This is a genomic window from Sinomonas mesophila (genome assembly GCF_001999765.1).
Taxonomy (GTDB): domain Bacteria; phylum Actinomycetota; class Actinomycetes; order Actinomycetales; family Micrococcaceae; genus Sinomonas; species Sinomonas mesophila.
Window position 1 is genome coordinate 72,435 of the sequence record NZ_MTIC01000003.1, and the last position, 12,348, is coordinate 84,782.

10 protein-coding genes and 1 pseudogene are annotated in these 12,348 nt (G+C 72.1%); 6 read left to right on the forward strand and 5 right to left on the reverse strand.

All coding sequences use genetic code 11. The features are described 5' to 3' along the window. Positions 1-2: 2 nt before the first annotated feature. Positions 3-1,031 carry an L-glyceraldehyde 3-phosphate reductase gene (gene mgrA / locus BV907_RS11705; protein ID WP_077489912.1) on the forward strand — a complete coding sequence of 343 codons (1,029 nt, stop codon included), beginning with the start codon at positions 3-5 and terminating at the stop codon, positions 1,029-1,031. Between the two features lie 138 nt (positions 1,032-1,169). Here the strand turns inward: mgrA and BV907_RS11710 are convergent, their stop codons facing one another. After that, complete coding sequence (locus tag BV907_RS11710; protein WP_077489913.1) at positions 1,170-1,481, reverse strand: PLD nuclease N-terminal domain-containing protein; 312 nt, start codon at positions 1,479-1,481, stop codon at positions 1,170-1,172. An 88-nt stretch (positions 1,482-1,569) separates the two neighbouring features. On the opposite strand from BV907_RS11710, the gene BV907_RS11715 reads away from it, so the two are divergent. Continuing rightward, complete coding sequence (locus BV907_RS11715; RefSeq protein ID WP_077489914.1) at positions 1,570-2,655, forward strand: inositol-3-phosphate synthase; 1,086 nt, start codon at positions 1,570-1,572, stop codon at positions 2,653-2,655. A 49-nt stretch (positions 2,656-2,704) separates the two neighbouring features. On the opposite strand, the gene BV907_RS11720 is transcribed toward BV907_RS11715, so the two are convergent. Continuing rightward, positions 2,705-3,697, reverse strand: coding sequence for a hypothetical protein (locus tag BV907_RS11720; RefSeq protein ID WP_077489915.1), 993 nt, complete (start codon positions 3,695-3,697; stop codon positions 2,705-2,707). 304 nt (positions 3,698-4,001) lie between these two features. Here BV907_RS11720 and BV907_RS11725 point away from each other — a divergent pair, with 304 nt between their 5' ends. Beyond that, entirely contained in the window at positions 4,002-5,378 is a 1,377-nt protein-coding gene (locus BV907_RS11725; protein WP_077489916.1) for an FAD-binding oxidoreductase, read from the forward strand. Positions 5,379-5,474: 96 nt separating this feature from the next. Here BV907_RS11725 and BV907_RS19605 read toward each other — a convergent pair whose 3' ends face one another. The 3 genes from BV907_RS19605 to mshA all read right to left on the reverse strand — a co-directional run bounded on the left by BV907_RS19605 (position 5,475) and on the right by mshA (position 9,368). Further along, the gene (locus BV907_RS19605; RefSeq protein ID WP_077489917.1) at positions 5,475-6,131 is read right to left on the reverse strand and encodes a MerR family transcriptional regulator; all 657 of its coding nucleotides are present in this window, start codon (positions 6,129-6,131) and stop codon (positions 5,475-5,477) included. Between the two features lie 205 nt (positions 6,132-6,336). Further along, positions 6,337-8,037 carry a formate--tetrahydrofolate ligase gene (locus tag BV907_RS11735; RefSeq protein ID WP_077489918.1) on the reverse strand — a complete coding sequence of 567 codons (1,701 nt, stop codon included), beginning with the start codon at positions 8,035-8,037 and terminating at the stop codon, positions 6,337-6,339. A 62-nt stretch (positions 8,038-8,099) separates the two neighbouring features. Continuing rightward, a complete protein-coding gene (gene mshA, locus BV907_RS11740; protein WP_139346745.1) occupies positions 8,100-9,368 on the reverse strand; it encodes a D-inositol-3-phosphate glycosyltransferase in 1,269 nt (422 codons plus the stop codon). A 273-nt stretch (positions 9,369-9,641) separates the two neighbouring features. Between mshA and BV907_RS11745 the strand changes: the two genes are divergently transcribed. The 3 genes and pseudogenes from BV907_RS11745 to tsaE all read left to right on the forward strand — a co-directional run. Beyond that, positions 9,642-10,397 carry a nuclear transport factor 2 family protein gene (locus tag BV907_RS11745; RefSeq protein ID WP_077489919.1) on the forward strand — a complete coding sequence of 252 codons (756 nt, stop codon included), beginning with the start codon at positions 9,642-9,644 and terminating at the stop codon, positions 10,395-10,397. 126 nt (positions 10,398-10,523) lie between these two features. Continuing rightward, the gene (gene alr / locus BV907_RS11750; RefSeq protein WP_077489920.1) at positions 10,524-11,702 is read left to right on the forward strand and encodes an alanine racemase; all 1,179 of its coding nucleotides are present in this window, start codon (positions 10,524-10,526) and stop codon (positions 11,700-11,702) included. A gap of 17 nt (positions 11,703-11,719) precedes the next feature. Further along, positions 11,720-12,274, forward strand: a pseudogene (gene tsaE, locus BV907_RS11755) (tRNA (adenosine(37)-N6)-threonylcarbamoyltransferase complex ATPase subunit type 1 TsaE); the annotation flags it as partial. Positions 12,275-12,348: the final 74 nt, after the last annotated feature.

The window sequence follows — 12,348 nt, forward strand, 5'->3', positions numbered from 1 at the left end:
CTGTGACCTACATCGCAGCAGCTGACCGCTATGAATCGATGCAATACCGCCGCGTGGGCCGGAGCGGGCTCAAGCTCCCCGCTATCTCCCTGGGCCTGTGGCACAACTTCGGCGACGACAGTCCCTTCGAGGTCCAGCGGGACATCCTGCGCCGGGCCTTCGATCTGGGCGTGACCCACGTCGACCTCGCGAACAACTACGGCCCGCCCGCCGGCAGCGCCGAGACGAACTTCGGCCGGCACCTGCGCGACGACTTCCGCCCGTACCGGGATGAGCTCGTCATCTCGACCAAGGCCGGCTACCACATGTGGGACGGCCCCTACGGCGAGTGGGGATCGCGCAAGTACCTCATCTCGAGCCTCGACGCCTCCCTCAAGCGCATGGGCCTCGAGTACGTCGACATCTTCTACTCCCACCGCTTCGACCCCGAGACGCCGCTCGAGGAGACCATGGGCGCGCTTGACTTCGCGGTGCGCTCGGGCCGGGCGCTCTACGCGGGCATCTCGTCCTACTCGCCCGAGGACACGCTCGAGGCCGCCCGCATCCTGAAGGAGCTCGGGACGCCGCTGCTCATCCACCAGCCGCGCTACTCGATGCTGGACCGCTGGACCGAGCAGGGCGCCCCCGACCTGTATGAGGCCCTCGACGACGTCGGCGCCGGCTCGATCGTGTTCAGCCCGCTCGAGCAGGGCCTCCTCACGGACCGCTACCTCCGGGGCATCCCGGAGGGCTCGCGCGCGGCCAAGGAGCACTTCCTCAAGTCCTCCTCGATCACCGAGGACAGGCTCGCCGTGATCAGGGACCTCCATGGCATCGCCGAACAGCGCGGGCAGTCGCTCGCGCAGATGGCCATCTCGTGGACCCTCCGGCCGCGGCCCAATGGAGCCGCGCCCGTCACGAGCGCGCTCGTCGGAGCGTCCTCGGTCCGCCAGCTCGAGGACAGCCTCGGCGCCCTCGCGACTCTGGACTTCAGCGACGAGGAACTCGAGCGGATCGACGGGATCGTCGCCGGGATGTCGTTCCGGAGGTGACCCCTGGGCCGTGACGTGGAGACGGCCGCCGCCCGGGGGGAGTCCCGGGCGGCGGCCGTCCGAGCGGCAGGCGAGCGCCGCCGTCGTGCGCCCTACGCAGTCACCCCGCTGTCATATATCAGAGGTGCGCGTAATATATCAGAGCTTCTTGCCGAGGCCGACGCCCACCGCCGTGTGCAGGCCCGCGGTCGAGGCCTTCGTCCCGGAGCCCCTCCTGATCTCGGCCGGGACGTGCTTGCGGCCGAGGAGGAAGTACGCGATCGGTCCTATCCCGTTGATGAGCGTCCCCAAGGCCCATGCGGCCTTGGGGCCGTTGACCTGGTCCGAGGGCCGCTTGGCCAGGTCGCGCAGGGCGAGCCCCTGCAGTGTCATCTGGATGGCGGCCCCGAGCACGACGCCGAAGCGCTGGCCGCCGCTGAGCTCACTCCACTTCTTCTTTCTGCGTCCCATGCCGTCAGTCTAGGCAGGCCGGTTAGGATGGTCGATGCTCTCCGGCGCGCACAGCAGCCCAGCCGGGGACCGATCAACTAGGAGTGACGTGTCAGAGAAGAAGATCAAAGTCGCCATCGTCGGCGTGGGCAACTGCGCCGCCTCCCTCGTGCAGGGCGTCCACTACTACCGTGACGCCGACCCGGCGGACACCGTCCCGGGCCTCATGCACGTCGAGTTCGGCGACTACCACGTGGGCGATATCGAGTTCGTCGCGGCGTTCGACGTCGACGGCAAGAAGGTCGGCTTCGACCTGGCCGAGGCGATCGTCTCGAGCGAGAACAACACGATCTCGATCGCCGAGGTCCCGCCCACGGGCGTCACGGTCCAGCGCGGGCACACCCTCGACGGCCTCGGCCGCTACTACCGCGAGACGATCGAGGAGTCGGTCCTCGAACCGGTCGACGTCGTCGCGGCCCTCCGCGAGGCCGAGGCCGACGTGCTCGTGTGCTACCTGCCCGTCGGCAGCGACGAGGCCGCGAAGTTCTACGCCCAGGCCGCGATTGACGCGGGCGTCGCGTTCGTCAACGCGCTGCCCGTCTTCATCGCGAGCGTCCCGGAGTGGGCCGAGAAGTTCCGGGCCGCGGGCGTGCCGATCGTCGGCGACGACATCAAGAGCCAGATCGGCGCGACCATCACCCACCGCGTCCTCGCGAAGCTGTTCGAGGACCGCGGCGTGACCGTCGACCGGACGTACCAGCTCAACGTCGGCGGCAACATGGACTTCAAGAACATGCTCGAGCGCGACCGCCTCGAGTCCAAGAAGGTCTCCAAGACGCAGGCCGTGACCTCCAACGTCGAGGCCGAGCTCGCCGAGCGCGACGTGCACATCGGCCCGTCCGACTACGTCCAGTGGCTCGACGACCGCAAGTGGGCGTTCGTGCGCCTCGAGGGCCGCAACTTCGGCGATGCCCCCGTCTCGCTCGAGTACAAGCTCGAGGTCTGGGACTCGCCCAACTCCGCGGGCGTGATCATCGACGCGATCCGCGCGGCGAAGATCGGCCTCGACCGCGGCATCGGCGGCCCGCTCACGTCCCCGAGCGCCTACTTCATGAAGTCCCCGCCGGAGCAGAAGGCCGACGACGTGGCCCGCGCCGACGTCGAGGCCTTCATCCGCGGCGAGCGGGAGCGCTGACCGGCGTCCCTTCCACCCCCCCTTCCCAACGCCGCATCGCAACACGCTGTTATGAGATCTCCTTTTCGGCGTGTTGCGATGCGGCGTTTGGCTTGAGGCGGACGACGCCGGGCTGCGGCAGGGCCCCTCGGCCCACCAGGGCGTCGCGCAGGCGCCTGACGGTGCGGTCGAACCCGTTCGCGAGGTCCTTCCTGGTGGCCTTGATGAGCAGCCAGTCCGCATCGGTGAACTGGGCGTCGCGCTCGACGTCCCGCCACTGCTGTTCGGCGGTGAGGTGGTGCTCGCCCTCGTACTGGAGGCCCACGCGCACGCTGCGGTAGCCGGCGTCCGCCGTCGGCGACCAGGGATCATCCGGCCGCAGCGCGATCTGGAGCTCGGGCTCGGGAAGACCGGCATCCACGATGGCGAGTCTCAGCTTGGTCTCTGGGACGGAGTCCGCGCCGACGCGCATGAGCTCAAGAGCGGCGCGGGCCTTCCGGATCCCCTGGAGGTTCGGGTGGCGGCCCACCAGGAGGCGGAGGCCCGCGACTGTGTCCAGCGGCGCCGACCGGCCCTCGAGCTCGGGCCGGGGCCGGCGGATGAGGTGGTCGCCGAGGGCGACGAGGTCAGGGAGCGGGAGCCTCCGCGCCAGATCCAGCCACGTCCGGCCTGGTGTTGCCACGGGAACACCCGAGATCTCGGTGAGCTCCTCGGCGAAGGCCGTGACGTTGTGCGCAATCAGGCCCATGCGGCGGGACTGGGGCAGGGCCCGCGGCCGGCTCACGTGCAGCGCCGCGTCGAGGTCCATCCACGGCGGGACCGGGAGACCGTGCAGCGCGGCCGCGGACTCGTGCGAGACCCAGGCGCCCGGGCTCGCCGCGCAGACCGCACGTGCGAGCGCGAGGACGGGCACGTCGTCGTGCGCCGGCGTGTACAGCCCGTGGCTGAGCCGCTCGAGGTCGCCGGCTCGGAGCCTCGTCGGCGTGAGCCCAGCGAGGCGCGCCTCGGCGCTCGTGAAGGGGCCTTCGCCGAGACCCTCCGGAAGGGGAGCGGGTGTGCGCATGCGCCCATGGTGCCCGAGAACGGACGGGGCCGTCGGGAGTTATCCACAGCCCCCCGTCCCGCCCAACGCCGCATCGCGACACGCTGGAAAGGACCCGTCATAAGGGCGTGTTGCGATGCGGGGTTGTCGGCGGACGACGGCGGGTTCCCACCCGCCGTCGTGCGCCCGCCTGCGCTGCGTGAGTGGACCCTTGACGGTCCGGAGGCCGGGGCGTAGACCGAAAGGGTCATGGGGCCGTCTCTGGCTGGGGAATCTACGGAGGCGGTCCTCCACTCGGGTCTCGTGGGCAATTCTGGAGTCTGTCATGGGTACCGAGCGGTTTGATGTTCTCCGCGAGCAGGTTCGTGGGCAGGTCATCGAGGAAGAGGACCCGGAGTACGACGCGGCGCGCCGGGTCTTCAACGCCATGGTGGACCGCCGCCCGGCCGCGGTGCTGCGCGTATCGCAGGTCGCCGACGTCATGGCCGCGGTCCGCTTCGCGCGCGATCAGGGCCTCGACGTCGCCCTGCGCGGCGGCGGGCACAGCGCACCCGGCTACGGCACGGTCGACGGCGGGCTCGTCCTCGACTTCTCGGCTCGCCGCGGCGTGCGGGTCGACCCGGCGACGCGGACGGCCCGAGCCGAGGCGGGCGCGACGTGGGCCGACTTCAACCACGCGACGCATGCCTTCGGACTCGCGAGCACGGGCGGAATCATCGGCACCACAGGCGTCGCGGGCCTCACGCTCGGCGGCGGGATCGGCTACCTGGCCCGCAAATGCGGGCTCGCGTGCGACAACCTGATCTCGGCGGACGTCGTCCTGGCCGACGGGAGCTTCGTCACCGCCAGCGAGAGGGAGAACCCGGACCTGTTCTGGGCCCTGCGCGGGGGCGGCGGCAACTTCGGGGCCGTGACCTCGTTCGAGTTCCGGCTCCACCCCGTTGACACGATCTACGGTGGCGTCGTCTTCTTCCCCGCCGCCGAGGGTCGCCAGGTCGGCGAGTTCTACCGCGAGTGGCTCCCGGGGCAGCCCGAGGAGTTCGGAGCCTTCTACGCATACCACCAGGGCCCTCCCGTTCCCTTCCTCCCCGAGGAGTGGCACGGCAAGCCGGTCTCCCTGATCGCGGGAATGTGGACGGGGGACGTCAGCGAGGGCGAGAAGCGGTGGCAGCCCGTGTTCGACGCGGCGACGAGTGTCGGCTCGCTGATCGCCACAATGCCCTACCCCGCACTCAACGTGGCCTTCGACGCCCTGAACCCTCCGGGCATGCAGGGCTACTGGAAGTCCGACTTCGCGAAGGAACTCTCGGACGACCTCCTGCGCGTCGCCGCGGAGTTCGGGAACTCGGTGCCGAGCGTGCAGACGGCCAACCACTTCTACCCGATCGACGGCGCCGTCCAGCGCGTCGCCGCCGATGCGACGGCCTTCCCCTACCGGAACGTCAACTTCTCGCCCGTCATCGCGGGCCAGTGGGACGATCCGGCGGCCAATGAGTCCAACATCCAGTGGGTGCGGTCCTACTGGGCGGCCCTGCACGAGTACACCGAGCCCGGCGGCTACATCAACTTCCAGGATGCAGACGACCAGTCGAGGATCCAGGCCAACTACTCGGCCAACTACGCCCGGCTGGCCCAGATCAAGGCGAAGTACGATCCCGACAATTTCTTCCGCATCAACCAGAACATCACCCCGGCCGCCTGAGGCGCCGCCGCCCGCCCGCCCAACCCCGCATCGCAACACGCTGTTATGACGCATCGTTTGCGGCGTGTTGCGATGCGGCGTTTGGGGGCGGCGCGGTCAGGCCGGGGCGCCCGGGTCGGGCTGGGCGAGGAGGCCCGGGCCGGGTGCGGCGGGGCCGTGGCGCATGATCGACCGGCTCGTCTGGGCGAGCGCGAGGAGCTTGACCACGAGCTGGGCGCGCATGTGCATCGCCACGGCGGCGCGGGTCACGAGGGTCTCGAGGTCCGGGGCCTCGGTGGCGTTGCCGATGTCCACCTGGGCGATTGCGTCCGCCGCGGCGCTGTAGGCGTCGAGGACCGCGGCGTCCGGGAGGATCCCGAGCTTCTCCATGGCCTCGAGGTGGTCGTCGAGCGCGGCGCGCGCCCCCGTCGGCAGGGGCGGCCAGCCGCGGAGCCGCACGACGTCGTCGCCCGCGGTGGTGCGCCCGGGCTGCGGCGCCGGCAGTCCCTGGATCTGCACCTGGATGGCCTTCATGACCTCGATCCGCTCCGCGCCGGAGTCGATGAGCCTCACGATCCCGCGGATCTGCGCGACGCTCAGGCCCACCGCCCGGCGGAGGGCGCGGATCGTCCCGAGGCGCCGCACGTGGGCGTCGCCGTAGTCGGCCCGCGTCTGGGTGAGGATCCGCCCCGGCGGGAGGAGTCCCTCCCTGAGGTAGAACTTGATGGTCGCGACCGGAGTGCCGGTCGCTTCGCTCAGCGCTCGCAGCTGCATGGCATCCCCTAGGAAGCCCCTTGGATAGTGCCACTTTAATACTTCTCAAGACGTTCGGAGTGGCCCGAAGCTGGATAGCAAAGGTATCTTGGTCGGTGGGTCGGGGCGCACGCTCCTCCGAGGGAGCGCGCGATGGATTGGGGGGCGCTCCCTCGGCCCTGCCCGCAGGAGGCGGCCCGGGCGGGCGTCAGGGCCCAGGCGGGCCTCAGAAGAGTCCGGAGATGCGGCCCTCGTCGTCGACGTCCATGCGCAGGGCCGCGGGCTCGGCCGGCAGGCCCGGCATCGTCATCGTCTGCCCCGTCACGGCCACGATGAACCCCGCCCCCGTGCGCGGCCACAGCTCCCGCACGTGCACAATGAAGCCCTTGGGCGCGCCGAGCCTCGAGGGGTCGTCGGTGAACGAGTACTGCGTCTTGGCCATGCACACCGGCAGCGCGTCCCAGCCGTTCTCCCGGATCTGCCCGAGCTGGCGCAGGGCCTTGTCCGAGAACTCGACGCCGGCCCCGCCGTAGACGTCGCGCACGATCGTGCCGATCTTCTCCTCGATCCCCGCCTCGAGGGGGTACAGCTGGCGGCACTGCCCGGGGGTCTCGAGCGCGGTGAGGACCTCGCGCGCGAGGGCGTCCCCGCCGTCGCCCCCGCCGCCGCGGCCCCACACGTCCGCCACCGCGGCGCGCACGCCCCCCTCCGCGCACCAGCGCAGCACGGCATCGAGCTCCTCTGCGGTGTCCGCGGCGAAGCGGTTGATGGCCACAACCGGCTCGAGCCCGAAGCGGCGCACGTTGGCCACGTGCCGGGCGAGGTTGGCGAGGCCCCGCCCGAGGGCCTCCACGTTCGGCGTCCCGAGACGGTCCTTCGGCACGCCGCCATGCATCTTGAGCGCGCGGACCGTCGCGACGAGCACGACGGCGGAGGGCGCCACGTCCGCGCAGCGGGCCTTGATGTCGATGAACTTCTCGGCGCCGAGGTCCGCGCCGAAGCCGGCCTCGGTCACGACGACCTCGGCGAGGCGGCGCGCCGTCGTCGTCGCGAGGACCGAGTTGCAGCCGTGCGCGATGTTCGCGAACGGACCGCCGTGCACGAGGGCCGGCGTGCCGGCGATGGTCTGGACGAGGTTCGGCTTGATCGCGTCCTTGAGCAGGAGCGCCATGACGCCCGCGGCGCCGAGCTCTCCGGCCGTGACGGGCCGGCGGGCCCAGGTGTAGCCGACCGTGATCCGGCCGAGGCGCTCCTTGAGGTCCCTGAGCGAGGACGCGAGACAGAACACCGCCATGACCTCGGAGGCGACCGTGATGTCGAACCCGTCCTCACGCGGGACGCCCTGCGCCGGGCCGCCGAGGCCCACGACGATCTCGCGCAGCGTGCGGTCGTTCATGTCCATGATGCGCTTGACGGCGATCCGCCGCGGGTCGATCCCGAGGGCGTTGCCCTGGAAGATGTGGTTGTCCACGAGCGCGCACAGGGCGTTGTTCGCGGCCGTGACGGCGTGGAAGTCGCCCGTGAAATGCAGGTTGATGTCCTCCATCGGCAGGACCTGGGAGCGGCCGCCGCCCGTCGCGCCGCCCTTCATGCCGAGGATCGGGCCGAGGCTCGGTTCGCGCAGGGCGACCATCGTGCGCTTCCCGGCCCGCGCGAGGGAATCCGCGAGCCCGACCGTGAGGGTCGACTTGCCCTCGCCCGCGGGGGTGGGGGACAGCGCCGAGACGAGGACCACCTGGCCGAGCGTGCCCGCGGGAGGCAGGCGGCCGACGTCGACCTTCGCCTTGTAGCGGCCGTAGAGCTCGAGCGCGTCGGCGGGGATCCCCGCGGCCGCGCCGACCTCCTCGATGGGGCGGAGGGTGGCGGCCCGCGCGATCTCGAGATCGCTGGGGGGAGAGGCGCTGGGCGTCGCTGCCGTGGCGGTCATGCGGCCACCCTACCCCGCGACGCTGAGACTGCCCCGACCCGCCCCGTTGAGGGGTTTGCGGGTCAGGGGAGCGTTGCCGAGGCGAGGTGTGCCGCGTGCTCGCGCATCGCGGCCCGGTACGCCGCCCGGGTCGCCTCCGCCGTCTGCTCCCAGCCGAACCGCTCGGCGTAGATCGAGGCCGCGCGGCCCAGGTCGTGCCGGGTCTCCGGGTCATCGTGGAGCTGTTCGAGCACGGCTGCCCAGTCGGAGGGATCGTGCCCGTCGATGAGGAACCCCGTACGGCCGTCGCACACGGCACGCGTGAGCCCGCCGACCCGGGCTGCGACCACCGGCGTCCCGCACGCCTGCGCCTCGAGGGCCACGAGCCCGAACGACTCCGACGCGCTCGGCATCGCCACGGCGTCCGCTGACCGGAACCACTCCGCGAGCTCCGCCGCCGGCACGGGCGGCAGGCGCCGCACAACGCCGTCGAGCCCCTCCGCCTCCGCGAGCACGTCCAGATCGAGGCCCGCCGAGCCGCTGGGCGCCCCGACAATGCTCACGCGCAGCGGGATGTCCGGGCGCCGCCGGCGCAGCTCGCCCGCGGCGGCGACGAGCACGTGCGGGCCCTTGAGCCGCTGGATCCTCCCGGCGAAGAGGACGTGGAATTCGTCCGGGCCCACACCCCGGACGGCGCGGGAGCGGGTCCGGAACGCCGGCCGGAAAACCGACAGGTCCACGCCGGGGGAGACGACGTCGACCATGTCCTCGTCCGCATGGTAGTGCCGCACCAGCTCGTCCCGCTCCGCCGGCGTGTTGGCCGTGAGCCGCGCCGACGCGTCCACGAGCCGCTGCTCGCCGCGCTCGCGGTTGCTCGGCTCGGGGGTGTCGCCGGCGGGCAGGTGCAGGTTCTTGACCCGCGCCATCGTGTGCATCGTGTGCACGAGCGGGACGCGGAGCTCCCTGGCCACGTCGAGGCCCGCCATCCCTGAGACCCAGTAGTGGGAGTGCACGACGCCGGTCGGGTCGCCTCCCGCGTCCTGCCCGGCGAGGATGCGGCGCACCACCCCGGCGGCGAACTCCGCCGCGAGCGGGGGCATCTGCTCCTTCGCGAGCCGCCGCCGGGGCCCGGACTCGATGTGGTGGACGAGCGCCCCCGGCCCCAGCTCGACGGTGTCCGGCTGGGCTGTGTCGGTCGCGCGGGTGTAGACGTCGACGTGCAGTCCCGTCGCGGCGAGGGCCCGGGCGAGATGCGAGACGTACACGTTCATGCCCCCGGCGTCGCCGGCCCCAGGCTGCTCGAGGGGGGACGTGTGGAGGGAGATCATCGCCACGCGGTCGAGGTGCTGCACCCTTACAAGGCTACGGGTCCCGCGGAGGTGACCCCGCATCGCAGGGAGGTGACCCCGCATCGTAGGGAGGTGACCCCGCATCGCAGGGAGGTGACCCCGCATCGGGGTGGGCAGGCTGCGGCACCCGGCCCGGCGCCGTCGTGCGCCATGCCTGCGCCACTCCTTGTGCGACCTCCGGTCCGGGCTTACCTTTGCCGCGGAGCCCGCCGTGCCGCGCGCGGCCGGCGCTGGACAGCCGTCCGGCTCCGCGAGACCCCAGCGCAGGAGCACCCCATGACCAATCTCGAACGCCTCCAGGCGGGCTTCAAGGCTGCCTTCATCGACCGGGACTTCGACGCCGTCGACGAGTACTGGGCCGAGGACTACATTCAGCACTCGACCTTCGCCGCGGACGGCCGCGACGGCTTGAAGCAGGCCATCGCGCAGATCGGCGACGGGTTCTCGTACACCCCCGCCCGGGCCATCGAGGATGGCGACTTCGTGGCCCTGCACGGGATCTACACGGGGTTCGGCCCGGACCCGCTCGTCGCCTTCGACCTCATGCGGGTGGTCGACGGGAAGAACGCCGAGCACTGGGACGCCCTGACGCCCGTCGTGGCCCGGACGGCGAGCGGCCGCTCGCAGACTGACGGGCCGACGTCCATCGAGGACCTCGACCGCACGGAGGAGAACAAGGAGCGCGTCAGGGAGTTCGTCGAGAAGGTCCTGGTCGGGGCGGACTACGCGGCCCTCGCGGACTACATCTCGACCGAGCAGTACGACCAGCACAACCCCTTCGTCGCCGACGGCCTGGACGGGCTCGGCCGCGCCGTTGCGGCCATGGCCGCGGACGGCCGGGCGCTCGTGTACAAGAAGGTGCACCACATTGTGGGTCAGGGGAACTTTGTGCTGGCCGTCTCGGAGGGCGAGTTCGGCGGACCCGTGGCCTTCTGGGACCTGTGGCGCCTCAAGGACGGCAAGCTCGTGGAGCACTGGGACGTGGTCCAGCCGATCCCGGAGAAGCTCCCGCATGGCAATGGGGTGTTCTGAGCGGCCGAGGTGACCCCGGATCGCAGGGAGGTGACCGGCGGATCGCAGGGAGGTGACCCCGGGTCGTGGGGACGCGCACGACGGCGGCGACCCGGCGCCGTCGTACGCCCCGAGTAGACTCGGGGCGTGACTTCCGAACCCACCACGGCCTCCTCCAGCGTGCCCACGTCGCGGCTGCCCGAGCGCGCCGCCGTCGTCGACCTCGACGCGATCCGGCACAACATCGGCGTGCTGCGGAAGGTCGCGGAGCCGGCGCGGGTCATGGCGGTGGTCAAGGCGGACGGCTACGGGCACGGCGCCGTGCCGGTCGCGCGGGCGGCGCTCGAGGCCGGGGCGTCGTGGCTCGGGGTGGCGCACATCAGCGAGGCCCTTGGCCTGCGCGCGGCCGGTATCGACGCGCCGATCCTCGCGTGGCTGCACACTCCGGACTCGAACTTCTCGGCGGCGGTCGCGGCGGGGATCGACCTGGGCTGCTCGGGCTGGGAGCTCGAGCGGATCGTGGCGGCCGCGCGCGAGCAGGAGCGTCCCGCTCGGGTCCACCTCAAGATCGACACGGGCCTGGGCCGCAACGGCGCGACCCCCGACCGCTGGGACTCGCTCGTGGGCGAGGCCGTCGAGCACCAGGACGAGGGGCTCCTGCGCGTCGTCGGCGTCTTCAGCCACCTCGCCGTGGCGGACGAGCCCTCCCGCCCCGAGACCGACACCCAGCTCGGGGCGTTCCGCGAGGCGATCGCGCTCGCCGAGGACGCCGGCTGCGACCTCGAGGTGCGGCACATCGCCAACTCGCCCGCGATCTTCTCCCGCCCCGACGCGCACTTCGACCTCGTCCGCGCGGGCGTCTCGGTCTACGGCCTCTCGCCCTTCGAGGAGCAGTCCTCGGCGGACCTCGGCCTGCGCCCCGCGATGACCGTGCGGGCGACCCTCTCCCAGGTCAAGCGCGTCCCCGACCGCCAAGGGGTGAGCTACGGGCTGCTCTACCGCACCCGCGGCGCCTCGACCCTGGGCCTCGTGCCGCTCGGCTACGCCGACGGCGTGCCGCGCACGTCCGAGGCCGGGCCCGTGCGGATCGCGGGGGAGACGTACCCGGTCGTGGGGCGGGTTGCGATGGACCAGATCGTCGTCGACCTCGGCCCTGGCGCCGACCCCGACGCGCTCGCGGGCGCCGAGGCCGTGCTCTTCGGCTCGGGTGACGACGGCGGTCCCACCGCCGACGACTGGGCGCGCGCCGCCGGCACCATCAACTACGAGATCGTCACGCGGATCAGCCCGCGCGTGCCGCGGGTCTACATCGGGGAGGGCGCGTGAGCGGCGGCCCCGGCCCGGTGCCCGCGGCGCCCGGCGGCTTCGCGTGGGAGATCGCCTTCGCGCCGGCGACGGCGGAGCAGACCCACGCGATCGGCGCGGCGCTCGCGGGGGTGCTCCGCGCGGGTGACCTCCTCGTGCTCACCGGGGAGCTCGGCGCGGGCAAGACGACGCTCACCCAGGGCCTCGGCGAGGGCCTCGGCGTGCGGGCGGGGATCATCTCCCCGACGTTCGTGCTCGTGCGGATCCACCCGAACCTGCCCGACGGGCCGCGACCCGGCGGACCGGACCTCGTGCACGTCGACGCGTACCGGCTCTCCGGGGCCGGGGAGGTCGACGACCTCGACCTCGAGAACTGGGCAGACACCGCCGTGACGGTCGTCGAGTGGGGCCGCGGGCGGGTCGAGCACCTCGCCGAGAGCTGGCTCGACATCGAGCTGCGCCGCCCCGGTGCCCCGGCGCCCGCGCCCTCGGCCGGGATGGGCCCGCTCGACTTCGACACCGAGGATGACGACGAGCCCCGCCTCATCGTCGTCCGCGCCTTCGGCCCCCGCTGGGCCGCGCACCCCGAGGTGCACTGGCCCGCCGTCGAGCGCGTCGGCGCCCCTGGGCTCCACGCACCGACGGGCCCCGCCGAGATGGGGTCCCG